This is a genomic window from Streptomyces armeniacus (assembly GCF_003355155.1).
GTDB lineage: Bacteria > Actinomycetota > Actinomycetes > Streptomycetales > Streptomycetaceae > Streptomyces > Streptomyces armeniacus.
The window spans coordinates 53,568-77,908 of sequence record NZ_CP031320.1 but is presented as its reverse complement, the minus strand read 5'-3'; the positions used below and the strand labels follow the sequence as shown (position 1 = coordinate 77,908).

23 protein-coding genes are annotated in these 24,341 nt (G+C 71.2%); 8 read left to right on the top strand and 15 right to left on the bottom strand.

The genetic code is table 11. The annotated features are described in order from the left end of the window. Nucleotides 1–32: 32 nt before the first annotated feature. The 11 genes from pcaDC to DVA86_RS00305 form a co-directional block, all read right to left on the bottom strand. Complete coding sequence (gene pcaDC / locus DVA86_RS00355) at nucleotides 33–1,292, bottom strand: bifunctional 3-oxoadipate enol-lactonase/4-carboxymuconolactone decarboxylase PcaDC (RefSeq protein WP_208874734.1); 1,260 nt, start codon at nucleotides 1,290–1,292, stop codon at nucleotides 33–35. 76 nt (nucleotides 1,293–1,368) lie between these two features. Beyond that, nucleotides 1,369–2,187 carry a hypothetical protein gene (locus DVA86_RS00350; protein ID WP_208874732.1) on the bottom strand — a complete coding sequence of 273 codons (819 nt, stop codon included), beginning with the start codon at nucleotides 2,185–2,187 and terminating at the stop codon, nucleotides 1,369–1,371. Continuing rightward, nucleotides 2,184–3,329, bottom strand: a complete 1,146-nt coding sequence (locus DVA86_RS00345; RefSeq protein WP_208874730.1) for an ROK family glucokinase — start codon at nucleotides 3,327–3,329, stop codon at nucleotides 2,184–2,186. Before DVA86_RS00345 ends, DVA86_RS00350 begins: the two co-directional genes overlap by 4 nt. Nucleotides 3,330–3,594: 265 nt before the next feature. Further along, nucleotides 3,595–4,398 carry an ATP-binding cassette domain-containing protein gene (locus tag DVA86_RS00340; protein WP_208874728.1) on the bottom strand — a complete coding sequence of 268 codons (804 nt, stop codon included), beginning with the start codon at nucleotides 4,396–4,398 and terminating at the stop codon, nucleotides 3,595–3,597. Continuing rightward, nucleotides 4,398–5,450, bottom strand: a complete 1,053-nt coding sequence (locus DVA86_RS00335; protein WP_208874726.1) for an ABC transporter permease — start codon at nucleotides 5,448–5,450, stop codon at nucleotides 4,398–4,400. Before DVA86_RS00335 ends, DVA86_RS00340 begins: the two co-directional genes overlap by 1 nt. Then, entirely contained in the window at nucleotides 5,447–6,433 is a 987-nt protein-coding gene (locus tag DVA86_RS00330) for a sugar ABC transporter substrate-binding protein (RefSeq protein ID WP_208884250.1), read from the bottom strand. Before DVA86_RS00330 ends, DVA86_RS00335 begins: the two co-directional genes overlap by 4 nt. Nucleotides 6,434–6,578: 145 nt before the next feature. Next, the gene (locus tag DVA86_RS00325; protein WP_208874724.1) at nucleotides 6,579–7,577 is read right to left on the bottom strand and encodes a substrate-binding domain-containing protein; all 999 of its coding nucleotides are present in this window, start codon (nucleotides 7,575–7,577) and stop codon (nucleotides 6,579–6,581) included. Nucleotides 7,578–7,701: 124 nt separating this feature from the next. Continuing rightward, complete coding sequence (locus tag DVA86_RS00320) at nucleotides 7,702–9,411, bottom strand: glycoside hydrolase family 183 protein (protein ID WP_208874722.1); 1,710 nt, start codon at nucleotides 9,409–9,411, stop codon at nucleotides 7,702–7,704. A 129-nt stretch (nucleotides 9,412–9,540) separates the two neighbouring features. After that, nucleotides 9,541–10,278: a GntR family transcriptional regulator gene (locus DVA86_RS00315; RefSeq protein ID WP_208884249.1), complete on the bottom strand. Its 738-nt coding sequence runs from the start codon at nucleotides 10,276–10,278 to the stop codon at nucleotides 9,541–9,543. A gap of 112 nt (nucleotides 10,279–10,390) precedes the next feature. Next, nucleotides 10,391–11,203: a methyltransferase domain-containing protein gene (locus DVA86_RS00310; protein ID WP_208874720.1), complete on the bottom strand. Its 813-nt coding sequence runs from the start codon at nucleotides 11,201–11,203 to the stop codon at nucleotides 10,391–10,393. A 241-nt stretch (nucleotides 11,204–11,444) separates the two neighbouring features. Beyond that, complete coding sequence (locus DVA86_RS00305; RefSeq protein WP_245996172.1) at nucleotides 11,445–11,903, bottom strand: ATP-binding protein; 459 nt, start codon at nucleotides 11,901–11,903, stop codon at nucleotides 11,445–11,447. Nucleotides 11,904–12,110: 207 nt separating this feature from the next. Between DVA86_RS00305 and DVA86_RS00300 the strand changes: the two genes are divergently transcribed. The 3 genes from DVA86_RS00300 (at nucleotide 12,111) to DVA86_RS00290 (ending at nucleotide 14,186) form a co-directional block, all read left to right on the top strand. Beyond that, nucleotides 12,111–12,968 (top strand): helix-turn-helix domain-containing protein, encoded by an 858-nt coding sequence (locus DVA86_RS00300; RefSeq protein ID WP_208874716.1) that lies wholly within the window; start codon nucleotides 12,111–12,113, stop codon nucleotides 12,966–12,968. A 2-nt stretch (nucleotides 12,969–12,970) separates the two neighbouring features. Next, nucleotides 12,971–13,216, top strand: coding sequence for a DUF397 domain-containing protein (locus DVA86_RS00295; RefSeq protein ID WP_208874714.1), 246 nt, complete (start codon nucleotides 12,971–12,973; stop codon nucleotides 13,214–13,216). Between the two features lie 142 nt (nucleotides 13,217–13,358). Next, nucleotides 13,359–14,186 (top strand): SAM-dependent methyltransferase, encoded by an 828-nt coding sequence (locus tag DVA86_RS00290; RefSeq protein ID WP_208874713.1) that lies wholly within the window; start codon nucleotides 13,359–13,361, stop codon nucleotides 14,184–14,186. Between the two features lie 39 nt (nucleotides 14,187–14,225). Here DVA86_RS00290 and DVA86_RS00285 read toward each other — a convergent pair whose 3' ends face one another. The 4 genes from DVA86_RS00285 to DVA86_RS00270 all read right to left on the bottom strand — a co-directional run bounded on the left by DVA86_RS00285 (nucleotide 14,226) and on the right by DVA86_RS00270 (nucleotide 17,858). Further along, the gene (locus DVA86_RS00285) at nucleotides 14,226–14,729 is read right to left on the bottom strand and encodes a GNAT family N-acetyltransferase (protein WP_208874711.1); all 504 of its coding nucleotides are present in this window, start codon (nucleotides 14,727–14,729) and stop codon (nucleotides 14,226–14,228) included. Nucleotides 14,730–14,805: 76 nt separating this feature from the next. After that, nucleotides 14,806–15,438 (bottom strand): bifunctional 4-hydroxy-2-oxoglutarate aldolase/2-dehydro-3-deoxy-phosphogluconate aldolase, encoded by a 633-nt coding sequence (locus tag DVA86_RS00280; protein ID WP_208874709.1) that lies wholly within the window; start codon nucleotides 15,436–15,438, stop codon nucleotides 14,806–14,808. Nucleotides 15,439–15,576: 138 nt separating this feature from the next. Beyond that, complete coding sequence (locus DVA86_RS00275) at nucleotides 15,577–16,545, bottom strand: sugar kinase (protein ID WP_208874707.1); 969 nt, start codon at nucleotides 16,543–16,545, stop codon at nucleotides 15,577–15,579. 32 nt (nucleotides 16,546–16,577) lie between these two features. Continuing rightward, nucleotides 16,578–17,858: an ROK family transcriptional regulator gene (locus tag DVA86_RS00270; protein WP_208874706.1), complete on the bottom strand. Its 1,281-nt coding sequence runs from the start codon at nucleotides 17,856–17,858 to the stop codon at nucleotides 16,578–16,580. 156 nt (nucleotides 17,859–18,014) lie between these two features. Here DVA86_RS00270 and DVA86_RS00265 point away from each other — a divergent pair, with 156 nt between their 5' ends. From DVA86_RS00265 to DVA86_RS00245, 5 genes are all read left to right on the top strand, one after another. After that, entirely contained in the window at nucleotides 18,015–19,358 is a 1,344-nt protein-coding gene (locus DVA86_RS00265; RefSeq protein WP_208874704.1) for an ABC transporter substrate-binding protein, read from the top strand. 13 nt (nucleotides 19,359–19,371) lie between these two features. Beyond that, the gene (locus DVA86_RS00260) at nucleotides 19,372–20,370 is read left to right on the top strand and encodes a carbohydrate ABC transporter permease (protein WP_208874703.1); all 999 of its coding nucleotides are present in this window, start codon (nucleotides 19,372–19,374) and stop codon (nucleotides 20,368–20,370) included. Then, nucleotides 20,363–21,280: a carbohydrate ABC transporter permease gene (locus tag DVA86_RS00255; protein WP_208874702.1), complete on the top strand. Its 918-nt coding sequence runs from the start codon at nucleotides 20,363–20,365 to the stop codon at nucleotides 21,278–21,280. The genes DVA86_RS00260 and DVA86_RS00255 overlap by 8 nt, the downstream gene beginning before the upstream one ends. 80 nt (nucleotides 21,281–21,360) lie before the next feature. Further along, nucleotides 21,361–22,731 carry a GH1 family beta-glucosidase gene (locus DVA86_RS00250; protein WP_208874701.1) on the top strand — a complete coding sequence of 457 codons (1,371 nt, stop codon included), beginning with the start codon at nucleotides 21,361–21,363 and terminating at the stop codon, nucleotides 22,729–22,731. Nucleotides 22,732–22,853: 122 nt separating this feature from the next. Beyond that, the gene (locus tag DVA86_RS00245) at nucleotides 22,854–24,326 is read left to right on the top strand and encodes a glycoside hydrolase family 30 protein (RefSeq protein ID WP_208874699.1); all 1,473 of its coding nucleotides are present in this window, start codon (nucleotides 22,854–22,856) and stop codon (nucleotides 24,324–24,326) included. The last annotated feature ends 15 nt before the right edge of the window (nucleotides 24,327–24,341 follow it).

Below are 24,341 nucleotides of genomic sequence, written 5' to 3'. Positions count from 1 at the left end.
CGCCATTGTGCTACGCGCCACGCGCCGGGACGTTACGCCTCCGGCGCCGTCTCCTCCTGTATCACCCGCTGGGCGACGGAGAAGGCCGTGTTGGCGGCCGGTACTCCGCAGTAGACGCCGGTGTGCAGCAGGATCTCCTTGATCTCCGCCGGGGTGAGGCCGTTGCGGAGCGCCGCGCGGGTGTGGAAGGCCAGCTCGTCGAAGTGGCCGCGGGCGGTCAGCGCGGTGAGCGTGGCGACGGAGCGCGTACGGCGGTCGATGCCGGGCCGGTTCCAGATCTCGCCCCAGGCGTAGCGGGTGACGAAGTCCTGGAAGTCCTGCGTGAAGTCGTCGGCGTTCTCGGCGGCCCGGTCCACGTGGGCGTCGCCCAGCACCTCGCGGCGCACCTTCATGCCCGCTTCGTACGGGTCGGCCCGTACGGCGGGCGCCTCCGCCGCCTCCAGTTCGGCCACGGCCGACGCCTGCTGCGGCTCGGGGGCGATCACGGGAGCCGGGGCGGGCGGGCCGGCGGCGGACTGCTGCCAGGTGGTGGTCAGATGGCGGATCAGCAGCTCGGTGACGGCTCCGGGCTGCTCCACGGGCACCAGGTGCGAGGCGCCCGGGACGATCGCGAGCCGGGCGTCCGGTATGCCGGCGACCAGGGCCCGCGCGTCGGCGGGCGGCGTGGCCTCGTCCTCGGCGCCGGCCACGACCAGCGCGGGTACGCCGATCCGGGACAGCTCCGTGCGTATGTCGAACGCGGCCAGCGTCTCGCAGGCCGCGATGTAGCAGCCCGGGTCGGTCGTACGGACCATCTGCACGGCCCACTCCACGATCGCGGGCTGGGCGGCCGCGAAGGCGGACGTGAACCAGCGTTCGGGGGTGGAGGCGGCGATGGGCTCCAGCCCGTTGGTGCGGACGACGACGCCCCGCTGCCGCCACGCGTCGGGCGTACCGTGCCGGGCCGAGCAGGACACCAGCGCCAGCGACGAGACGCGCTGCGGGTGGTCCAGCGCGAGCTGGGCGCCGATCGCGCCGCCGAGGGAGCAGCCGGCGTAGCCGAACCGGTCCACGCCGAGCGCGTCCACGGTGGCGAGCAGCCGCTGCGCGTAGTCGGCCGCGGCGGAGGCGGCGTGCGCGGGGGCGCCGCCGTGGCCGGGCAGATCGAAGCGCAGGACGCGCCAGTGCCGGGTCAGCTCGGGGATCTGCCGGTCCCACATGTGCCAGGTGGCGCCCAGCGCGGGGCCCAGGACGAGCAGCGGGGCGTCGTCCGGGCCGTCGGTCCGGTGCTGGAGGGTCTTCGTCTCGCTCACCCGTTCACGCTATCGAGGGATACGGCCGGTCCGCTTCACGGGTCCGGAAATTACGGTTCCGGGAGCGGGCGGCCGGTTACGGGCCGCGGAACTTCACGGTCGAGACGACGTACACGCGCGGCCACTTCGGGGACGCGGTGTCCACCGTGATCTCCAGCTCGGGCGTGCCCTTGGAGCGCTGGTGGACAAGGCTCCAGTAGCGGTGCCCGGGGGTCTGGAAGTTCCAGCCGACCTTGTCCGCCTGCTCCTTGGCGACCCCGTGCGTCCAGCCCCGCTTCAGCTCGGAGCGCGAGGTGCCGACCGACTTGAGGAACGACTCCAGGCCCTGGTTGCCGATGTGGAACTGCGCGTGCAGGGAGCTGACCTTCCACGAGTTCTGCTCGTAGAACGCGACGTGACTGGCGCCGTTCGGGATGTCCACGTCGTAGATGCGCTGCTGCACGCGGCTCGGCCAGTGCCAGTCCAGGCCGGTGAGGGTGGCCTCGCGGGCCTTCACCCGGCCGCTGTCACGGCTCACGAACGCGGACATCACCAGATAGCCGGCGGGAATCGCGATCAGCAGCACGACCACGAGCAGCGTGATCAGCCGACGCCGCAGCCACTGCGGGGAGTCGCGGCCGGGCGTTCCGTCGGCCGCCGGGTCGGGCGTCTGGTCCGGCGTCTCGCCGGGGGTCTCGTCGGGGGTTTCGTCCGGCGTCGGCGGGTCCATCGGCTCCTCCGCCGCACCGGGGGCGCGGTCGCCCGTGGCGTCCTGGTCGGCGCGCTCGTGTTCCTCGTGCTCGTGATCGGCGCGCTCGTGGTCCGCGCGCTCGCGGTCCGCGAGCTGCTCGTCGGCGGACTCGCGGTCGTACCGGCGACCGCCGGGTCCGGTGTGGGTGCTGGAAGAGGTGCTCACTGGCCCACCGCCCGGCGGAAGTTGTCGGCGGCGCGCTCGTACCGCTCGTACCGCTCCAGCCGTCTCCGGTTCGCGCGCCGGAAGCGGCGGGCGACCAGCCGGGCCAGATCGGCCGCGCCGACCATGCCCGCCTCGGGGCCGAGCTGCGCCTTGGCGATACGGGCCTCGGGGCGGTAGCCGCGGCCGGTGAGATGCCGGCGGAACGCGTCGCGCGCGGGATCGATGAGGAGTTCGTCGGCCGCGCTGACGCCGCCGCCGATGACGAAGCAGGACGGGTCGAGGGCGGCGGCGAGGTTGGCGATGCCGATGCCGAGCCACTGGCCGATGTCCTGGAGGAGCTCGACGCACATCGCGTCGCCCTGCCGGGCCAGCTCCGTGATCATCGGCCCGGTGATGTCCCCGGGCTGGCCGCCGGTGCGGGCGATGATGCCGTACGCCACCGGTGACTCCGCGACGGCCAGCTCGCGGGCCTCGCGGACGAGCGCGTTGCCGGAGCTGTACTGCTCCCAGCAGCCGCGGTTGCCGCACGGGCAGCGGTGCCCGCCCGGCACCACCTGCATGTGCCCGAACTCGCCCGCGACACCGTACTTGCCGCGCTTGACCCGGCCGTCCTCCAGTATGGCGCCGCCGATGCCCGTGCCCAGGGTGATCATCACGAGGTGGTCCTCGCCCCGGCCGGCCCCGAAGCGCCACTCGCCCCAGGCGGCGGTGTTGGCGTCGTTGTCGACCATGACCGGCACCGCGAGGCGCGCGGTGAGCGCGTCCTTCAGCGGCTCGTCGCGCCACGCGAGATGCGGGGCGAACAGCACGCGGGACCGGTCCGCGTCCACCCAGCCCGCGGCGCCGATGCCGACGGCGTGCACGTCGTGCCGGTCGGACAGGTCGAGCACCAGCTCGGCGATGGTGTCCTCGACGACCTTGGGGCTCTTGGACTTGTCCGGCGTCTCGGCACGGACCCGCTCCAGGATGTGCCCGTCGGCGTCCACGACACCGGCCATCACTTTCGTACCGCCGATGTCGATGCCGACGGTGGGCACGCGCGGCGCGGACAGATGCGAGCGCCGCTCGCGCGTGCTCACGGTCCGCAGCACGCTCGCGCTGGGGGCGTTCCGGCGGTACGCACGGTCGCGGTACGTGCTCACGCTGTGACACCTGCGCTGAAGGCGGAGCGGATGCGCTGGCGGCAGCGGGTGGGTGCGCGCACGGTCGTCTCGTCTCTGCGTGATCTGGTTCGTCGGTCGGAGTGGCATGAGAGCCCGCGTGCTGATTGTGCCACGTGTGGCTTAGGGCCTTGCCCGGACCGCCTGCCTGCACCCCGACGCACGGGTGTGCCGCGACGGGCTGGATTTTCCAGCCCGTCCGGCGATTGAGGACCCGCCGGAGGCCGCCTCCGGCCCGACGAAACCGTCAGTCCGTGCCGTCCGCGGCGTCCGAACCGTTCGTACGTTCCAGCTCGTGGCTGAGCTGCTCCAGTTCGCTGCCGCCCGCCATCTGGCGGGTGAGCTCGTCCAGGTCGATGTCCTGGCGGGCGTGGCTGCCCGCCATCATCCCGCGCTTCAGCAGTACGAAGCGGTCCCCCACCAGATACGCGTGGTGCGGGTTGTGGGTGATCAGGACCACGCCGAGGCCCTGGTCGCGCGCGTTCGCCACGTACTTCAGCACCACGCCCGACTGCTTCACGCCGAGCGCCGCCGTCGGCTCGTCCAGCACCAGCACCTTCGCGCCGAAGTGGACGGCGCGGGCGATGGCCACGCACTGCCGTTCGCCGCCCGACAGGGTGCCGATCGGCTGGTCGACGTCGCGCAGGTCGATGCCCATGCGCAGGAGCGCCGCGTGGGTCGTACGGCGCATGCGCTCCACGTCGAGCCGGGCGAACGGGCCCCGGCCCACGGTGGGCTCCGAGCCGAGGAAGAAGTTCCGCCAGACCGGCATCAGCGGGACCACCGCGAGGTCCTGGTACACGGTGGCGATGCCCCGGTCCAGCGCCTCGCGCGGGGAGCCGAGCCGGGTCTCGTCGCCCTCCACGGCGAAGCCGCCCGCGTCGTGCTGGTGCAGCCCCGCGATGATCTTGATGAGGGTGGATTTGCCCGCGCCGTTGTCGCCGAGTACGCAGGTGATCTCGCCCGCGTGCACCTCCAGGGAGACCCCGTCGAGGGCCTTGATGTGGCCGTAGTGCTTGCTGACGTCCGTCAGCTCGATCAGGGCGCTCATCAGCTCGCCTCCGCCCGCTTGCGAATCCACGCGTTCAGCAGGGTGGCGAGCAGCAGCATCGCCCCCAGGAAGAACTTGAACCAGTCCGGGTCCCACTGCGCGTACACGATGCCCTTGCTCGTCATGCCGAAGATGAACGCGCCGACCGCCGCGCCGACCGCGGAGCCGTAGCCACCGGTGAGCAGGCAGCCGCCGATGACGGCGGCGGCGATGTAGATCAGCTCGTTGCCCACGCCCTCACCGGACTGCACGACGTCGTAGTTGAACAGCAGGTGCTGGCCCGAGATCCAGGCGGCCAGCGCGACGCCCATGTAGAGGCCGATCTTCGTACGGGCGACGGGGACGCCGACCGCGCGGGCCGCGTCGGAGCCGCCGCCCACCGCGAAGATCCAGTTCCCGGCGCGGGTGCGGAGCAGTATCCAGGTGGCGACCGCGACCAGGCCGAGCCACCACAGGATGGTGACCTGGAACTCGACATCGAACAGCGTCAGCTGGGACGCGAAGACCTTCTGCGCGGCGGGGAAGCCCTCCATGTCGCTGATGCTCTTGGTCGAGACGGTGCCGCTGATCTGCTTCGTCAGCCCGAGGTTGAGGCCGGTGAGCATCAGGAAGGTGCCGAGCGTGATGATGAAGCTGGGCAGCTTCGTACGGGTCAGCATCAGGCCGTTGAAGCAGCCGATGGCGAGGGTGACGAGCAGCGAGACGCCGATGCCGACCCAGACGTTGGCCGTCATCTGGTAGCTGAACATCGAGGAGACCAGCGCCGAGCTGGTCACCATGACGCCCGTCGACAGGTCGAACTCGCCGCCGATCATCAGCAGCGCCACCGGCACCGCCATGATCCCGATGGTGGACGAGGCGTACAGCACCGTGGAGAGGCTGGCCGTCTCCAGGAAGCTGTCGGCGATGACCGAGAAGAAGATGAAGACGGCGACGGCGCCGACCACCGCACCCAGTTCGGGGCGGCTCATCGCGCTGCGTACGAGCGACCGGTGCACCAGCCGCTCGTCCGGTGCCTCGGCCGTCGCCTTGGCCGTGGGCGTGGTGGTCATCGCGTCCCCCGTTCCGTGTAGTCGGCCAGTTCGGGTGCGTCCTTCTTGGTGAGGATCTGCGGGCCGGTGAGGACGGGCTTGCCGCCGCCGAGCATGTCGGCGTTGTAGCGGTACAGCCACATCAGGTCGATGGCCTCGTAGCCCTGGAGGTACGGCTGCTGGTCGACCGCGAAGCCGACCGAGCCGTCCTCCAGCCCGTCCACCACCTTGGCGTTGAGGTCGAAGGTGACCGTACGGGCGTCGCTGCCCGCCTCGTCGGCCGCCTTGACCGCGGTGGCGGCGAACGGGGCGCCGAGGGTGACGACCGTGTCGACGGCGTCGTCCGACTGGAGCTTGGCGGTCACGGAGGACTGCACGTCGGGCATGTTCGTGCCGTCCACGTAGAGCTTCTTCAGCTTGCCCTTGAACGTCTTCTCGACGCCGTCGCAGCGCTGTTCGTGGCCGACGTTGCCCTGCTCGTGCAGGACGCAGAGGGCGTTCTTCCCACCGCGCTTGTTCAGCTCGTCGCCGACCGCCTCGCCCGCGACCGTCTCGTCCTGGCCGATGTGGGTGAGGGCGCCGAACTGCTTGGACTGCTCCTGGCCGGAGTTGATCGTGATGACCGGAATGCCCGCCTTGACGGCCTTCTGTACCACGGACTTCATGGCGTCCGGTTTGGCGAGGGTGACGACCAGCCCGTCGACCTTCTTGTCGATCATCGACTGGACGAGCTGCGCCTGCCGCCCGGCCTCCTTGTCGTGCGCGTAGAGGAACTCGATGTTGTCCTTCACGGCCGCCTGCTTGGCGCCGCTCTGCACGATGTCCCAGTACGTGTCGCCGTCTCCCGAGTGGGTGACCATCGCGACCTTCCAGCGCGGGGTGTCCACCGCGGACTCGCCCCCGGCGTCGGCCGCGCGCCGCTCCTCGGCACGCTTGCCTCCCGTACTGCTGCACCCCGCCAGGGCGGCGGCGGTCACCCCCGCCACGACCGCTGCTCCGAGCATCCGCGACCGGCGGCGGGGACGGCGGCGTGCCTGCTGCTCCGTGAACACGGTGTGCTGACCTCTCGACGGGGTGTTCGCCGCAGGTCGTCCTCATGATCGCTGCGGAACTGCGGAACAGTATCGGTCACCGCCGACCGGCGGCCCCTCACCGGGTCCCACGCTTGGTGTACTTCTCCAGCCGCGGCACGTCCTTCTCCGTCACGATGGCCGGGCCGGTGAGTACGGGCTTGCCGCCACCGAGCTCGTTGGCGTTGTACGCGTGCAGCCACAGCGCGTCGACCGCCTCGTAGCCCTGGAGGTACGGCTGCTGGTCGACGGCGAAGCCGATCGACCCGTCGTCGAGTCCGGCGACCACCTTGGCGTTCAGGTCGAAGGTGTTGATCTCGGCCTTGGTGCCGGTCTCCTCGGTGGCCTTGGCGGCGGTGGCGGCGAACGGGGCGCCGAGCGCGACGATCGTGTCGATGGCGTCGTCGGCCTGGAGCTTCGCGGTGACGGAGGACTGGACGTCGGGCATGTTCGTGCCGTCGACGTTGAGGTTGTCGACCTTGCCGTCGAAGGTGCGGGCGACGCCCTCGCAGCGTTCGTTGAGCGAGACGTTGCCCTGCTCGTGGATAATGCAGAGCGCCTTCTTGTGGCCGCGCTTGTTGAGCTCCTCACCCACGGCCTCGCCGGCGATCGTCTCGTCCTGGCCGATGTGGGAGAGGGCGCCGAGCTTCGCGGAGTGCTCGCCACCGGAGTTGATGGTGACGACCGGAATGCCCGCCTTGACGGCCTTCTCGACGACCGGACCCACCGCGTCCGGCTTGGCGAGCGTGACGATCAGCCCGTCGACCTTCTTGTCGATGGCGGTCTGCACCAGCTGGGCCTGCTGCGGCCCGGCCTTGTCGTGGGAGTAGTCGAAGGCGACGTTGTCCTTGGCCGCCGCCTGCTTGGCGCCGCTCTGGACGATGTCCCAGAACGTGTCGCCCTCACCGGAGTGCGACACCATCGCGATGTCCATCCGCGGGGTGTTCACACCCTTGCCCCCGCCGGCCTCCGAGTCCTTCTCCTCGGCCTCCTTGCCGCCGGTGCTGCTGCATCCGGCGGCAAGGAGCACCGCGGTCACCAGGACTGCCGCTGTTCGCGCTGTACGCCGTTGCACCATGGCGGAGTTCTAGCCTGGCGTTACCCCAGCGTCAATGGGCTGGTCACGGCGGAGTCGAACGGCTCCGGAACGGGCACGTGCCGCCCCGGAGCCGCCCGCACGGTCAGCGGGTCCTCAGCGGCCCTCAGCCGCCCGCGTACGCCACCTCCAGCTCGCCGATCGAGGTGAACGTACGGCTGCCGCCCGGCGCACCGATCACCCGTACGCCGTCACCGTCGGTGGCGTCGAAGGTGAGCTCGTACGTCTTGTTGGGCCCGGCGCTGCCGTCCGCAGGGTACGACGGGGTCACCTGGAGGCCGGTGACGTCCACCCACTCGTGGTTCTTGCGCACCTGCACCCGCAGGTCGTTGAACCAGCCGCCGTCCTCGTACATCTTGCCGGTGGTGTAGGCGACCTTGTCCATCGTGTACGAGCGCGGCCACTCGTACCCCCACCAGCTGGCCGTCTTGCGCTCGTCGTTCCAGTCGTCCTCGCTGCCCTGCTTGTCACCGTCGTTGTACGAGCCGGTGCGGCCGAAGTGCGTGGCGCGCTCGACCGGGCTGGTGCCGGGCTCGCGGGCCAGGTTGCGGGCCGGGTCGGGGCCGTTGCCGGGGGCGGACTCCGCGTACGGCTCCAGATTCATCTTGCGCAGGGAGAAGGTGTACGCGTACTGGTTGTCCGGCGGGATGCCGCCGCCGCACGGGCACACGTTGGACTGGAGCCACATCGACTTGCCGTCCGCGCTGATGTACTTGGACGGGACGGTCGTGGCGTAGCCGCCGTGCTTCTCGGCGGTGTTCCAGGGGTAGCCGCCGAAGTCCTTCGTCTTGAAGTGCTTCCAGGGGCCCCAGGGGTTGGGCGCCTCGTAGAACTCGAAGGTGTACTCGGTCCACGAGGTGTAGATGTAGCGCTTCAGCGCCTTGTTGTAGACGATGCCGCCCTGGCCGAGGACGGTGGTGTTCTCCACCCGGCCGTCCGTGAACACGTCCTGGTAGATGTGCCGGTCGTCGTGGAGGACGGCCTTGCGGTCGGCGATGTTGTCCGACCAGGTGGGCTGCCCCGAACCGTCGTAGCCGCTGACGTACTGCCAGGCGCCCTCGTTCTGCACGGAGTCCTTGGGGACGCGGGCCATGAAGAGGTCCACGGGGTCCGGGACGCGGTCGTTGAACGAGTCACGCCAGTTGTGGTCGAGGCCGTAGGCGTAGACGTAGTCGTCGGGGGCCTCGGCGTAGTCCTTGCCGTAGTCCAGGAACATGACGGTCGAGAAGACGCCGTTGCCGAACATCGGCGCGTTCTTGTCGTACGTCCAGGTCCTGCCCTTGTCGGTGGACTTGGCGATCGTCGCGGCGGGCGCGGAGTTGAAGTCGGACGCCAGGTCCTGGACGGCGAGGTAGAGCGCGCCGTCGACGCAGGCCATGCCGGTGGGCTTGCGGGTGTGCCCGTCGTTCCAGACCTTGCCGACGGCGTCGCCCTCGGCCAGCTGCTCGCCGGTCAGGTTGCCGGGCATGCCGGAAATCCTGGCGACGCCGATGTCATGGTAAGAGGCGTCGAAGCCGAGTCCGTCGCCGTAGGCCGTGTAAACGTTGTCATCGTCAGACCAGCAATTGGGCCAGAGGTCACCGTGGTTCTTGTTGTCGCCGACGGTGGGCGCGCCGACGCTGGCGCGGTTGTCGATGTTGACGGTGGAGAAGTAATCGCTGGCGGGTGGCGAATCGGCGGCCTTGGCGCCGGACTTGGCGTCTGACTTGGCGCCGTCGCCGCCCGGCGAGGCGCCCGCCGGGACTGCCAGTGCGGCGGTCGCCAGGGCCAGCGCGCCTGCCGTCAGCAGACGTGCGGTACGGGATCGTGGGGGCATCGCGGTCCTCCGAGGGACAGTGACAGATGCGGCTTGAAATCGATTTCGCGAAAGTTATCGCCAGGTTCCGGGACCGTCAACCCTTTGGACTGGCAGGAACCTTCACGCGCGCGCCGGACGCGCGGCACGCTAACTCCTTACGAGCAGCTGGAAGTCGAACGCGTAACGCGACGCCCGGTACAGGTGCGAGCCGAACTCCACCACGCGGCCCGTGTCGTCGAACGTCGTCCGCTGCATCGTCAGCAGCGGTGCCCCACGCCGCTCGTCGAGCAGCTCCGCCTCCGCCGCCGTGGCGGCGCGCGCGCCCACCGACTGGCGTGCGCTGTGCAGGGTGATGCCCGCGCCGCGCATCAGCCGGTACAGACCGGTGCGTTCGAGCTCGTCGGCCTCGGCCTTGAGCACGTCGGGCGGCAGGTGGTTGCGCAGGTACGCGATGGGCTCGCCGTGGGTCAGGCGGAGCCGCTCCACCACGCGTACCTCGGTGCCCTCCGCGATGCCGAGCGCGGCGGCGGCCTCCGCGCCGGCCTCCTGGGTCTCCAGCCGGAGCACCCGGGTGGCGGGCTGCTGGCCGGCGGCCTCGAGGTCGTCGTACAGGCTGCTCAGCTCCAGCGGCCGGCGCACCTGGCTGTGCACGACCTGGGTGCCGATGCCGCGGCGGCGTACCAGCAGGCCCTTGTCGACCAGCGCCTGTATCGCCTGCCGGACCGTGGGCCGGGACAGGCCGAGGCGCCCGGCGAGCTCGATCTCGTTGCCGAGCAGGCTGCCGGGGGCGAGGTCTCCGTGCTCGATGGCGGCTTCGAGCTGCTGCGAGAGCTGGAAATAGAGCGGGACCGGGCTGCTGCGGTCCACGCTGAGCTGGAGGTCCACCGGATCCTTCTTGGCCACCTGCGGAGCGTAACCCGTGCCCGGAGGGACGGGAAGCGATACGTTCGATTGTCCGGACAAAATCGCTCCCGCCCCGCCCGTCGCCCCGCCCCGGTTACCCCGCCGCGGGCCCGCCGCCCGGCACCCCGGCCACCAGGTGGAAGATCCGCGCGGTGTGCACGTACGGCTCGCGGTCCGTCAGCGCCAGCTCCAGCGCTTCGAGGTCGGCGTAGAAGGCGGGGTCGCGCTTGCGGGCGTCGTCGGTGATGTGGTCGGCGACCGTACGGATGCCGTAGTGCCGTACGCCGGTGCAGCCCAGCACGGTGAGCTCGGCGGTGATCTCCTCGGCGGTGTGCAGGGTGAGTCCGGCGTCGAAGGTCGCGGAACGGCTCTGCCGTTCGCCGAGCGCGCGCAGCGCGGCCGCCGGGTCGAGGGAGCGGACGGCGAGGGCGAGCGGGGCCGAGTGCCGGTTGATCGCCATCACGGACAGCAGGCCGCCGGGGCGTACGAGGGGGACGACCGTACGCAGCACCGGACCGGGCTCCTCCTGGTACTGGAGCAGGTTGTGGCACAGCACCAGGTCGTACGTGGCGCCGCGCACCTCGGCGGGCAGGTCCAGCACATCCGCCAGTACGGTGGCCAGCCGCTCGCCGGCGTCGGCCGCGCGTGCGCGGTCGCGGGCGGCGGCGAGCATGCCCGGCGAGTAGTCGACGACGGTGACGTGGTGCCCGCGGACCGCGAGCGGGACGGCGTCGGCGCCGTCGGCACCGGCCAGGTCGAGCACGCGGAGCGGGCCGCGGCCGAGGGCGGGCGTGTGGCGGGCGAGGTTGTGCTCGGCGAGCGCGTAGCGCAGCCGCCCCCACGGGCTGGCCTGCCACTCGCGCCATGCGTCGATGGCGTGGTCGAACGAGTCGGCGGAGGCGGACATCCGCCGATCCTAGCCGTGCGGGCCGTGCCGCGGACGCGCGCAGACCGTACGCACACCGCGCGCGCAGGGTCCCGGAACCGGGAGCGGGGACCGTAACGGCCCCCCACGGCCCGTACGGTCCCCGCCGCTCCCGGCCCGGACCCGGGACGAGGCTCCGGGTCCGGGCCGGGCCCGGTGCATCCCCCGCTGGCTTGCCCCCTGGTCGGTACGGCCCCCCGTCCCGTACCGACCGCCGTGCCGGTCAGGTGGAAATGGGCCCCAGCTCCACCCAGACCACACGGCCCCCCTCCTCCCCCGTACGGTCGACGCCCCACTCCTCGGAGAGGGTGTCCACCAGGAGCAGTCCGCGTCCGTGCTCGTCGTCGGGCGTCGCCCAGCAGGGCAACGGCACCGCGGACTCACTCCCCTGGTCGTGGATCTCTATCCGCAACCGGGTGCCGCCCCCGTGCATGAGGCAGCTGATCCGCGAACTGTCACTGTGCAGCACGGCGTTGGTGAACAGCTCCGAGACCAGCAGCTGCGCGGTGTCGCACACCTCGGGCGGGAACGCCCAGCGGCGCAGCTGACGGTGCACCCGGCGGCGTGCGTCAACGACGGCGGCGTCGTGGGCGGGTAGCTCGAAGCCCGCCCACAGCAGTTCGGTGTCCGCGCCGTCCTCCTGCGGCAGCGCGAGCACCGTGGTGCCACGAGGTAAGGCCACGGCCACTCCGCCTTTCATCCACAGATGACTTGGACTTGCGAACGTCTGGTCTCAACTATCCAACCCGCGATGGGCATATGGCAAGGGGCGTTCTGCGAATTGCAGAATAGTCGTCGCAGGCTGTTGGTTCCGTCGCCGGCGTGTAACACTGCTTGTGTAAAGAACAGTTGACCGCTAAAGAACCGGGACCCGAGGGGGGTGACGGCGGTGCCTGACGCGCGATCAGCGCCGACCGTGGGGCAGATCGTCCTCGGTCTGCGGCTCAAGGACCTGCGGGAACGGGCCGGCGTCAGCTTCGAACAGGCCGCCAGGGCACTGAGCGTCAACCAGACCACGATCCGCCGGATGGAGAAGGCCGACGTCGGCCTCAAGCCGGTGTACGTGGAGAAGCTCCTGCAGGTCTACGACGTCCCCGAGTCGGAGACCGAGTCGTTCCTCGCGCTGGTCGAGGAGGCCGGCAACCCGGGCTGGTGGCACCGCTTCCGCGACGTGCTGCCCAGCTGGTTCAGCCTCTACGTCAGCCTCGAGGAGGCGGCGGGCATCATCCGCGCGTACGAGCCCCACTGCGTCCCCGGGCTGCTCCAGACCGCGGACTACGCCCGCGCCCTGCTGCGCGTCGGCTTCCCGAACGCGCCCGACGACGAGCTCGACCGCCGGGTCGCGCTGCGCATGGAGCGACAGTCGCTGCTGACCCGGGCGTCCCCGCCGAGACTGTGGGCCGTCATCGACGAGACCGTGCTGCGCAGACCCGTCGGCGGTGCCGACGTGATGCGCGGCCAGCTCGACCGGCTGATCACGGCCGCCGCGATGCCCAACGTCACGCTGCAGATCCTGCCGTTCGCCACCGGTCCGCATCCCGGCATGTTCGGCCCTTTTCAGCTCTTCCGATTCGACATTCCGGAACTTCCGGACATCGTCTACTCCGAGAGCCTGACGGGCGCCGTCTATCACGACGAGCGCCCTGACACCGTTGCCTACCTGGAGGCACTGGACCGAATGGGCGCGCAGGCCGCGCCGCTAGGAGACACCGAGCGGATCCTCGGTGACTTGCGCAAGGAGCTCTGACCATGGATCGCATGGACCCCATCTACAACGGCATGCCCGCCAAAGACCTCGGTGCCCACGGCTGGCACAAGCCCTGGAGCGGCACCAACGGCGGCAACTGCGTGGAGGCCCTGAAGCTCACTGACGGGCGTGTGGCGCTGCGGCAGTCGAGCGATCCGGACGGACCGGCCCTCATATACACGCTGCACGAGATCGAGACCTTCATCGAGGGCGCCAAGAACGGCGACGCCGACTTCCTGCTCAACTGACCGTGCTCCACTTGACCGTGCTCCACTTGACCGTGCTCCACTTGCCCCTGTTCCTCAGACCTGTGACCCACAGTCCCGTGCCCCACAGATCCGTGTTCCCCAGACCCGTGCTCCACCGACCGTGCCACGGAGAGGCTCGCGAATGACCGGCTACAGCTTCCGGGTCGAGAACATCGACACCACGACGCCGCACTCGGCGCGCATGTACGACTACTTCCTCGGCGGCAAAACGCACTACGGCGTCGACGAGGAGGCGGCCGAGGCCGTCATCTCGCTGTGGCCGAACGTCCGCACGTGCGCCCGCGTCAACCGCTGGTTCATGCGCCGCGGCGCGAGGTGGCTGGCGGCCGAGGCGGGCATACGGCAGTTCCTCGACATCGGCGCGGGCATCCCCACGGAGCCCAATCTGCACCAGGTCACGCAGGCCATCGCGCCGGAGACCAGGGTCGCGTACGCGGACAACGACCCGATCGTGCTCACGTACTCCGAGGCGCTGCTGGAGAGCACGCCCGAGGGCCGTACGGTCTATCTGCACGCGGACGCCACGGACCCCGAGAGCATCCTCAGCGCGCCCGAGCTGCGCGAAGCCCTCGATCTGAACGAGCCCGTGGCGCTCTCGCTGATGGCGCTGCTGCACTTCATCACCGACGAGGAGAGACCGTACGAGCTCGTCGAGGCGCTGGTGAGCGCGCTGCCTTCGGGCAGCTATCTGATGCTGTCGCACGTCACCGCCGACCTTGACCCGGAGACCTGGGCGCGGCTGACGGAGACGCTGAAGCAGTCGCGGCGCGGCATGAAGGAGGGGCAGGCCCGGAGCAAGGAGGAGGTCACCCGCTTCTTCGACGGGCTGGAGCTGGTGGACCCGGGCGTCGTGGTGGCGCACCGCTGGCGGCCGGGGGACGACGACTCGCCGGCCGGCGTGGACGACGCCGCGGCCTCGCTGTGGGCGGGCGTGGCACGCAAGCCGTGACGCGCGCGAGGGGCGCGAGGGGCGCGGGGAGCGCGGCCGCTACGGGCTGCCGAACGTCTTGTACATGAACGTGCAGGCGTCCGCCACCTGGTGGGCCATGCCGGTGGCGTCCTCGTAGGACCAGCAGGCCAGATAGGCCACCGAAGGGTGGTAGCCGAGGCGGAAGTAGAGGGCTTCCGCACGCGGGTTGTTCTTCTCCACGCCGAGGCCGACGGACGCGTGGCCGCGCCCGCGTACGAGCTTCTCGGCAGTCTCGATCAGCGCGGTGCCGGTGCGCTCCGAGCGGAGCACCTCCGGCCACACGCCCAGCCCACTGATCTCCGGGCAGGACGCGTGCGCGAGTCTGACCTCCGGCGCCTCGCAGCCGTCCCAGCGCACCTCGCAGCTGCCGACGGGCAGTTCGCCGCGCCAGGCGACGAGGAAGGTGCCCGAGCGCTCCACGTGCCGCGCGAAGCGCCGCGCGTGCTGAGAGGTGGCACCGGGTGACGGCATATGGCGGTCCAGCAGCTCTACGTCGCCCTCCCGGCACTCAGTGATCCTCATGGGGCGCCATCCTGCCGTGACGGGCACCGTCGACGCCACATCGGTCGAGCCCCGTGACGCGGGGGCGAGGGCGAGTTCAGGCCCCGGCGTCGGCGTCCTCCAGGCGTGCCAGCAGATCCGCGACGCGCTTGCCGACCGTCGCCCGGTCCCCCTCGGACAGCGCCGAGCCCATGCCGCAGGCGACGGCGCCCGCCGCGATCCACCCCGGCGCGCTGTCGGGCGTGACCCCGCCGGTGGGCACCAGCGCGGCCTGCGGCAGCGCGGCCCGTACGTCCTTGATCCAGCCGGGCCCGAACGCCGAGGCGGGGAACAGCTTCAGCGCGTCCGCGCCCAGCTCCAGCGCGGTGACGACCTCGCTCGGGGTGGACACGCCGGGGAACACCGGCACGCCGTACCGGTGTCCGGTGCGGATCACCTCGGCGTCCAGGCTGGGCGAGACGAGGAAGCGGGCGCCCGCGTCCACGGCCATCCGCGCGGAGGCCGCGTCGAGGACGGTGCCCGCGCCGATCACCGCCTCGTCGCCGGTCTCCCGCTGGAGCGTGCCGACGGCCTCCAGCGCGAACGGGGTGGTGAGGGAGATCTCCAGGCTGGTGATCCCCGCGCTGAGCAGGGTGTCGGCGAGCGTCGTGGCCCGTTCGTAGCTGTCGCTGCGCACGATGGCGAGGACGCGCTGCTCCAGCGCGGCGCGGGTGAGTTCCCAGCGGTACACGGCGGTTCGCCGCCCTTCCGGTCGGGCCCGGCCGCGCGGCGGCCGGGTGCGGTCACGTAAGCAAGTCGGCGTCAGACAGGTTGGCGATGGCGGGTCGGCGGCGGCGCTTCGGCGTCGGCGGGTCGGCGGGTCGGCAGGTCAGCGGTGGACCGAGTCGGTGCCCTCGGTGAGTGAGATCAGCGTACGGTCCCGGACCGCCGCGGTGGGCAGTCCCTCCGTATCCGACGGTGCCTGCACGGCCAGCGCCGCCACGCACGCCGCCTCGGCCAGCGCGCGCTGCGGCCCCTCGCCGCGCAGCCAGCCGGAGAGCCAGCCCGCGGCGAACGCGTCGCCCGCGCCGACCGGGTCGGCGACCCGTACGGAGAAGGCGCGCTGGTCCCACTGGCCACCCTCGCTGACGGCCGTCGCGGAGTGGTCGCGGCGCTTGATGACGACGGCGCTGGTGTGGCCCAGCCCGAGGAGCGCCTTGGCGCCCTCGTCGGCGCCGCCGCCGAGCAGCAGCTCCAGCTCGTCCTCCCCCGCGAGGACGAGGTCCGCTTCGCGCAGCAGCGGGCCGACGGTGTGCATCCACTCGTGCGCGGTGCCCAGCTTGAGCCGTACGTTCGGGTCGAAGGAGACGGCGGTGCCCGCGCGTCTCGCCAGCTCGACAAGGCGCCATGTCGCCTCGGTGGCGGAGGCGGAGAGCATGGGCGTGATCCCGGAGAGGTGCAGCACGCGCGCGCCCGCCAGCGCCTCCGGCTGGATGTGCTCCGGCGCCAGCCGGGAGGCGGCCGAACCCGCGCGGTAGTACTGCACGTCGATGCCGCGCTGCGGATGGCTGTCCCGCAGCAGCAGGCCGGTGGGCGCGTCCGGGTCCACGCCGGCCCACGACACGTCGACGCCGTCCGCGCGCAGCTCCCGCAGCACCGCCTCGCCCGCCGGGTCCGCGCCAACGCGGCCGAGCCAGCGCGTACGGTGCCCGAGCCGGGCCAGCCCCGCGGCGACGTTGGACTCGGCGCCCGCGACGGAACGGCTGAAGCGCGCCGCCCTCTCGAGCGGCACGCCGGGCTCCGCGAGCATCAGCAGCATCGCTTCACCGCAGGTGACGACCTCCGGTCCGGTGACCACCGATACCTCCCCACTGCCGCCCCTGACGGCCCTCACTCCCGGTGGGGAACGCTACCGGTCGCCGCTGACAGCGCCACCCTCGGGTGACCTTCCTCCCGCCCGCCCGCGTCCAGGAAGCGGCGCAGCGGCAGTGTCGCCGCCCCGACGGTCACCGCGTCGGGGCCGAGCCGGCCCAGTTCGATGGCCGTGCCCGCGGCCGGGTACCGCAGCGCGTACTCCGCCGCGGTCCGCCGTACGCCGGGCAGCAGCCGCGGCCCGAGCGCCAGTCCGGCCCAGCCGCCGAGGACGATCCGCTCCGGGTTGAACAGGTTGATCAGGTCGGCGATGCCCGCGCCGAGGTACTCGGCTGTCTCCTCCAGCACGGAGGTGGCCGCCCGGCTGCCGACGGAGAGCAGTTCGGCGAGCGCCGACTCCTCGTCCGTGCCGCGCGGTGCGCCGCCCGCCTCCCGCCAGCGCTCCAGGACGGCGCCGGCCCCGACGTACGCCTCCAGGCAGCCGCGCGCTCCGCACCGGCAGCGGCGGCCGCGCATGTTCAGGACGGTGTGGCCCCATTCGCCGGCGCTGCTGGTGGCGCCGCCGTACGGCAGCCCGTCGGTGATCACGCAGGCGCCGACGCCGGACCCGATGAGGGCGATCACGGCGTCCCGGGCGCCCCGCCCGGCGCCGAACCACATCTCGGCCTGGCCCATCGTGCGCGCGCCGTTGTCCAGCAGGAGCGGCACCTCGGAGGGCAGCCCGGGGAGTTCGCGCCGCAGCCGGCGGCGCAGCAGGTCCTCCAGGGGTACGGCGTCCCAGCCGACGGTCTGGCCGTGTACGACGGTGCCGCCCGGTGTGCTGTGGTCCACGATGCCGGGCACGCCGACGCCGATGCCGACGAGCCGTCCCGCGGGCAGCCCGGCGTCGTCGAGCACGCCGGCGAGTCCGTCCAGTACGTGCCGTACGACGCGGTCCACGTCGTGCCCCTCGTCGTCCAGCGGCCGTTCCGCGCGGGCGACTTCGGTGAGGGCGAGGTCGAACAGCTCGACGCGGACCCGCGTCTCGCCCACGTCCACGCCGATGAGGCTGCCGCTGTGCGGCGCGACGCGCAGCAGCGTACGGGGGCGGCCGCCGTCGGACTCGACCGAGCCCGCCTCCTCCACCAGGCCGTCACCGAGCAGGTCGGCGACGACGTTGCTGACGGAGCCGGAGCTGAGTGAGGTGAGCGGGCCCAGCTCCTGGCGGCTGAGAGGGCCGTCGAAGTAGAGCCGCCGCAGCACGGCCGCACGGTTGGTGCGCCGTAGATCGCGCACCGTGCGCCTGTTCCGCTCCGCCATCGGGCTCCTCACGTCGCTCCGCGCCCATCCCGCAATCTATCTCTGTCAGGAGTCTTGACGCGACCATCTTTCACTACTTAACTCACGCCCTAAATTAAGCGCCGCAGTGACTGCAACTTCCGAACACGGGCAACCCTGGAGAAGGGTCAACTGACCATGCGCGTACGCCGCTCCGCACCCGGCCGACCAGTCCTCCGCAGAACCGCCGCGCTCGCCGCCGTATCCGCCCTGACCATGGCCGCGACGGCCTGCGGCGGCGGCAGCAGCACCGGCGACGAGGGCAGCAACAAGAACCCCGGCACGCTCACGTACTGGGCCACCAACCAGGGCAGCAGCCTGGAGCACGACAAGAAGGTGCTGACTCCCGAACTGAAGAAGTTCGAGAAGGAGACGGGCATCGACGTCAAGCTCGAGGTCGTGCCCTGGGACAGCCTGCTGGACCGGATCCTCGCCGCCACCTCCTCCGGGCAGGGCCCCGACGTCCTCAACATCGGCAACACCTGGTCCGCCTCGCTCCAGGCCACCGGCGCCCTGCTGCCCTGGGACGCGAAGAACCTGAAGAAGATCGGCGGCAAGGACCGCTTCACGCCGTCCGCGCTCGCCGCCGCGGGCGCCGAGGGCAAGCCCCCGGCCGCCGTGCCGCTGTACTCCCTGGCGTACGGCCTCTACTACAACAAGCAGATGTTCAAGGACGCCGGCATCGCCAAGCCGCCGGAAACCTGGGACGAGCTGGTCGACACCGGCAAGAAGCTGACCGGCGACGGGAAGTACGGCCTCGCCGTCGAGGGCGGCAACCCGGTGGAGAACGCCCACCACGCGTTCGTCTTCGGCAAGCAGCACGGCGCCGACTTCTTCGACTCCTCCGGCGAGCCCACCTTCGACAAGCCGGCCAACGTCAAGGCCGTCAAGCAGTACGTCGACTTCCTCGCCAGTGACGGGATCGCCGCCGAGGGCAACGCCGAGTACGCGAAGAACGAGTCCGTACGCGACTTCGCCACCGGCAAGGCCGGGATGCTGCTGTGGCAGGCCGCCGCCTCGTCGCTCAAGTCGCACGGCATGAAGCCCGACGAATACGGCGTGGCACCCGTTCCGGCGCAGAGCGCGGACGCGTCAGGCGAACGCGCGGTCAACACGATGGTCGCGGGCATCAACCTGGCCGTCTTCAAGAACACCGACAACCTCGACGGCGCCCTGAAGTTCGTGAAGTTCATGACCTCCACGGAGGAGCAGAAGGCGCTCAACGGCACGTACGGCTCCATCCCGCCCGTCAAGGAGGCGCAGCAGGACGCCGCGTTCAGCACCCCCGATCTGAAGGTGCTGCGCGACGTGCTCGCCAACTCGTCGGCGCCGCTGCCGCAGGTCCCGGACGAGTCCAAGTTCGAGACGCTCGTCGGCACCGCGATGAAGGAGCTGTTCGCCGAGGCCGCGTCCGGCAAGAGCGTGAGCACGGGGACGGTCCAGGAGCGGCTGACCGAGGCCCAGCAGCAGATGCAGAAGTGAGGCCGCGCAGCCGATGACCACGCTCGACACCCCCCGCGCCGGCAGCCCGGCGCCGCCTCCTCCCGAACCGCCGCGCACCCGGCGGGCACGCCTCCGCGTGCCCGCGCGGGTCCGCCGCGCCGGGCTGCCCTACCTGCTGCTCCTCCCGGCGCTGCTGCTCGAACTGCTCATCCACCTCGTCCCGATGGGCGTCGGGATCGTGATGAGCTTCAAGGAGCTGACCCAGCAGTACATCCGCACCTGGGGCGACGCGCCCTGGTCGGGCCTGGACAACTTCCGCGTCGCCGTCGACTTCGACGCGCCCGTCGGCGAGGCGCTGCTCCGCTCGTTCGGTGTGACCTGCGCCTTCACTGTCCTCGCGGTCGGCCTCGCCTGGCTGCTCGGGGTGACGGCGGCGGTGCTGATGCAGGAGAACTTCCGGGGGCGCGGGCTGCTGCGCGCGCTGTTCCTGACCCCGTACGCGCTGCCCGTCTACGCCGCCGTCATCACCTGGTCGTTCATGCTCCAGCGGGACAACGGGCTGGTGAACCACGTCGTGCACGAGCAGCTGGGGCTGACCGACAGCCCGCCGTTCTGGCTGATCGGCGACAACAGCTTCTTCGCGCTGGTCGTCGTCGCGGTGTGGCGCACCTGGCCGTTCGCGTTCCTGATCCTGATGGCCGCGCTGCAGAACATCCCGCGCGAGCTGTACGAGGCGGCGCAGGTGGACGGCGCCGGGATCTGGCAGCAGGTCCGCCGGATCACGCTGCCGTCACTGCGGCCCGTCAACCAGGTCCTCGTACTGGTGCTGTTCCTGTGGACCTTCAACGACTTCAACGTGCCGTACCTGCTGTTCGGCAAGGCGGCACCGGAGTCGGCGGACCTGATCTCCATCCACATCTACCAATCCTCGTTCGTCACCTGGGACTTCGGCGCCGGCTCAGCCATGTCCGTGCTGCTGCTGCTTTTCCTGCTGCTGGTGACGGCCGTCTACCTGCTGGTGACCAGCCGGGGGAGGAAACACGATGGCTGACACCGCCACACGCCCCGCGGCTCCCGCGCCCACCCCCGCTGCCGTACGGGCGCCCGTACGGCGGTCGCCGACCGCGCCGCCGCGGTCGTTCGTGTGGACGCGGCGGATCGTGCTGTCGCTGCTGGGAGTGTTCACGGCCACGCCCGTGTACGTGATGCTCAGCAGCTCGCTGAAGCCCCTGGACGACGTCACGGGGTCCTTCCGCTGGTTCCCCAGCAACCTGACCGTGCAGCCGTACATCGACATCTGGGACACCGTCCCGCTCGCCCGCTACTTCCTCAACTCGCTGATCGTGGCGGGCGCGGCGACGGTCTGCTCGGTGGTCATCGCGGTGTTCGCGGCGTACGCGGTGAGCCGCTACCGGTTCCGCGGCAGGCGGGTCTTCACCGTCACCATCCTGTCCACGCAGATGTTCCCGGGCATCCTCTTCCTGCTGCCGCTGTTCCTGATCTTCGTCAACATCGGCAACACCACCGGGATCGCGCTCTACGGCTCGCGCGGCGCGCTGATCCTCACGTACCTCACGTTCACGCTGCCGTTCTCCGTCTGGATGCTCATCGGGTACTTCGACTCGATCCCGAAGGACCTCGACGAGGCCGCGCTCGTGGACGGCTGCGGGCCGCTCGGCGCGCTGTTCCGCGTCGTGGTGCCCGCCGCGATACCGGGCATCGTCGCCGTCGCCGTCTACTCGTTCATGACCGCCTGGGGCGAGGTCCTCTTCGCCTCGGTCATGACCAACGGCACCACCCGCACGCTCGCCATCGGGCTGCAGGGCTACGCGACGCAGACGCAGGTCTACTGGAACCAGGTCATGGCCGCCTCGCTGGTCGCGAGCGTGCCGGTGGTCGCCGGGTTCCTGCTGCTGCAGCGCTATCTCGTCGCCGGGCTCACCGCGGGGGCCGTCAAGTAGCCCCGGCGGGCGGCAGCCCGCGAACGACCGCGACCACGCACCGACCGCAGCGCGCTCCGCGCCCGTGAGAAAGGCCGTCCGTGACCGACCTCTCCCCCTTTTCCCCCCTCTCCCTGCCCGCCGACTTCCGCTGGGGCGTGGCCACCGCCGCGTACCAGATCGAGGGCGCCGTCGCCGAGGACGGCCGCGCGCCCTCCATCTGGGACACGTTCTCGCACACCCCCGGCAAGGTCGAGGGCGGCGACACCGGCGACACCGCCTGCGACCACTACCACCGCTGGCCGGAGGACCTGGCGCTGATGCGGCAGCTCGGCGTGGACGCGTACCGCTTCTCGATCGCCTGGCCGCGCGTACTCCCCGGCGGAGACGGCCCGGTCAACGAGCGCGGGCTCGCCTTCTACGACCGCCTCACCGACGCACTGCTGGACGCGGGCATCACCCCGTTCCCCACGCTGTACCACTGGGACCTGCCGCAGGCGCTCCAGGACCGCGGCGGCTGGCCGGAGCGGGCCACCGCCGAGGCGTTCGGCGAGTACGCCTCGGTCGTCGCCGAACGGCTCGGCGACCGCATCACGGACTGGGCCACCCTCAACGAGCCGCTGTGCTCCGCCTGGATCGGCCACCTGGAGGGCCGTATGGCGCCGGGGTTCACCGACGTCACCGCCGCCGTACGCGCCTCCGTGCACCTGCACCTCGGGCACGGCCTGGCCGTGCGGGCGATCCGGGCGGCGGTGCCCGGCGCCCGCGTCGGCATCGTCAACAACCTCACCCACTGCGAGCCCGCCACCAGCCGCGAGGCCGATGTGGCCGCCGCCGTACGCGCCGACGGGCACACCAACCGCTGGTGGATGGACCCGCTGCACGGCCGCGGCTACCCGGAGGACATGACCGGGCTGTACGGGGTCGAACTGCCGCTGCGCACCGGAGACCTGGACACCATCGCCGCGCCCCTGGACTGGCTCGGGCTCAACTACTACTTCCGCAACGTCGTCGCCGACGACCCCACCGGGCCGCCGCCGCAAGCCCGCGGCGTGCGGCTGCCGGGCGTGCGCCGCACCGGCATGGACTGGGAGGTACACGCCGAGGGGCTGACGAAGACGCTGCACCGGATGGCCGACGACTACGGCGCCCGGCACCTCTACGTCACCGAGAACGGCGCCGCGTACCCCGACGTGGTCGGCGCCGACGGACAGGTCGACGACCCGGAGCGGACCCGCTACCTCGAGGAGCACCTGGCGGCCTGCGCCCGCGCCGTACGCGAAGGGGTGCCCCTGGAGGGCTACTTCGCGTGGTCCCTGCTCGACAACTTCGAGTGGGCGTACGGCTACGACAAGCGGTTCGGGCTCGTCCACGTCGACTACCCCACCCAGCGGCGGACGGTGAAGGGCAGCGGCCACCGCTACGCCGACATCGTCCGCGCACACCGCCGCCGCGCACGCAGGGCGGCGTGAGAACCCGCCGCGCGCGGAGGTGTTTCCCGCTCCGCGCGCGCGGCGCGGCGCGGCACCACCCCGCGGCGCCGGCCACGGCGCCGCGGTGTCCCCCCACCCCCGTCCGGAAGGACAGCACCCTCATGACACCGCAACGGAGACGTCCACGCCTGCTCAACCCCCGTACGCGGCGCGCCAGGCTGGCCGTGCTGGGGAGCACGCTCGCCCTCACCGCCAGCGGCTACGCGCTGGTGAACACCGCCCAGGCGGACGAGAGCGCGGCCGCCACCACCGCGCAGGTCTGGATCACCACGGCGGACGGCAGCCAGAAGCTCGCCCGGGCCGACGACGCCGCCTTCGACGGCAGCCCGCAGAGCATCGACATCCAGGTCGACGCGGGCGAGCAGGGCCGCCAGTTCACGGGCGCGGGCGCGTCCATGACCGGCGCGTCCGCGCGGCTGATCTCGCAGCTGCCCGCGGACGCGCGGGACTCGCTGCTGAACGACCTGTTCTCCGGCGAGGGCGAGGGCATCGGCCTGGACTACGTGCGCCAGCCCCTCGGCGGCTCCGACTTCGTCGCCGAACTCCCCTACTACACCTACGAGGACACCCAGGGCGAGTTCTCCATCGCCAAGGCGCAGGAGGAGATCATCCCGCTGCTGGAGCAGGCCAGGGGCATCAACTCCGGCATCCGCTTCATGGGCTCGCCCTGGTCGCCGCCCGCGTGGATGAAGGACGGCGGCAAGCTGGAGGGCGGCAAGCTCTCCCCGGACCACTACGGCGACTACGCCGACTACCTGGTCCGTACGGTGCAGGCGTACGCCGACGCCGGCGTCCCGCTCACGGACCTCACCGTGCAGAACGAGCCGCTGTTCGAGACCACGTACCCGTCCACGGACATGTCCGCCGCCGAACAGGCCGACTTCTTCCGCGTCCTGGACGAGAAGCTGACGGCGGCCGGGCTGGACACCAACCTGTTCGCGTACGACCACAACTGGGACAAGCCCGAGTACCCGCTGGAGGTGCTGGACAAGACGGCGGACATCGAGCGCGTACGCGGCGCCGCGTTCCACTGCTACGGCGGGCAGCCCGAGGCTCAGCAGCAGGTGGCGGACACGGGCAAGAGCGTGTTCTTCACGGAGTGCTCCGGCACCGACAGCGACAACCCGGCCAACACCTTCGCGGACACGCTGAAGTGGCAGACCGAGAACCTGGTCATCCGCAGCCTGCGGTCGGGCTCGGAGACCGTCGTGGTGTGGAACCTGGCCCTCGACCAGAACGGCGGCCCGCACTTCGGCAACTGCCAGAACCGCTGCAACGGCGTGGTCGAGATCAACGGCGGCAACGTGACCAAGAACGCCGAGTTCTACGCGCTGGGCCACGTCTCCCGGTTCGTGGACCGGGGCGCCCACCGCATCGGCTCCACCACGCAGGAGCCGGGCGGGCTGCAGAACGTGACGTACGAGAACCCGGACGGCTCACGCGCGTCCGTCGTGCTCAACGCCACCGGTTCGAGCCAGACGTTCTCGATCACCGAGAACGGCAAGTCGCTCTCGTACGAGCTGCCGGCGGGCGCCGTGTCGACCTTCACCTGGCCGGAGGCGCCCACCGGCTGACGCACGTGCGTGACG

Coding starts and splice junctions, on each gene's coding strand:
- DVA86_RS00340 (WP_208874728.1), bottom strand. CDS start 4,398: ATGAGCGCCCTGATCGAGCTGACGGACGTCAGCAAGCACTACGGCCAC.
- DVA86_RS00335 (WP_208874726.1), bottom strand. CDS start 5,450: ATGACCACCACGCCCACGGCCAAGGCGACGGCCGAGGCACCGGACGAG.
- DVA86_RS00330 (WP_208884250.1), bottom strand. CDS start 6,433: ATGCTCGGAGCAGCGGTCGTGGCGGGGGTGACCGCCGCCGCCCTGGCG.
- DVA86_RS00325 (WP_208874724.1), bottom strand. CDS start 7,577: ATGGTGCAACGGCGTACAGCGCGAACAGCGGCAGTCCTGGTGACCGCG.
- DVA86_RS00320 (WP_208874722.1), bottom strand. CDS start 9,411: ATGCCCCCACGATCCCGTACCGCACGTCTGCTGACGGCAGGCGCGCTG.
- DVA86_RS00310 (WP_208874720.1), bottom strand. CDS start 11,203: ATGTCCGCCTCCGCCGACTCGTTCGACCACGCCATCGACGCATGGCGC.
- DVA86_RS00295 (WP_208874714.1), top strand. CDS start 12,971: ATGGATCGCATGGACCCCATCTACAACGGCATGCCCGCCAAAGACCTC.
- DVA86_RS00290 (WP_208874713.1), top strand. CDS start 13,359: ATGACCGGCTACAGCTTCCGGGTCGAGAACATCGACACCACGACGCCG.
- DVA86_RS00285 (WP_208874711.1), bottom strand. CDS start 14,729: ATGAGGATCACTGAGTGCCGGGAGGGCGACGTAGAGCTGCTGGACCGC.
- DVA86_RS00270 (WP_208874706.1), bottom strand. CDS start 17,858: ATGGCGGAGCGGAACAGGCGCACGGTGCGCGATCTACGGCGCACCAAC.
- DVA86_RS00265 (WP_208874704.1), top strand. CDS start 18,015: ATGCGCGTACGCCGCTCCGCACCCGGCCGACCAGTCCTCCGCAGAACC.
- DVA86_RS00260 (WP_208874703.1), top strand. CDS start 19,372: ATGACCACGCTCGACACCCCCCGCGCCGGCAGCCCGGCGCCGCCTCCT.
- DVA86_RS00255 (WP_208874702.1), top strand. CDS start 20,363: ATGGCTGACACCGCCACACGCCCCGCGGCTCCCGCGCCCACCCCCGCT.
- DVA86_RS00245 (WP_208874699.1), top strand. CDS start 22,854: ATGACACCGCAACGGAGACGTCCACGCCTGCTCAACCCCCGTACGCGG.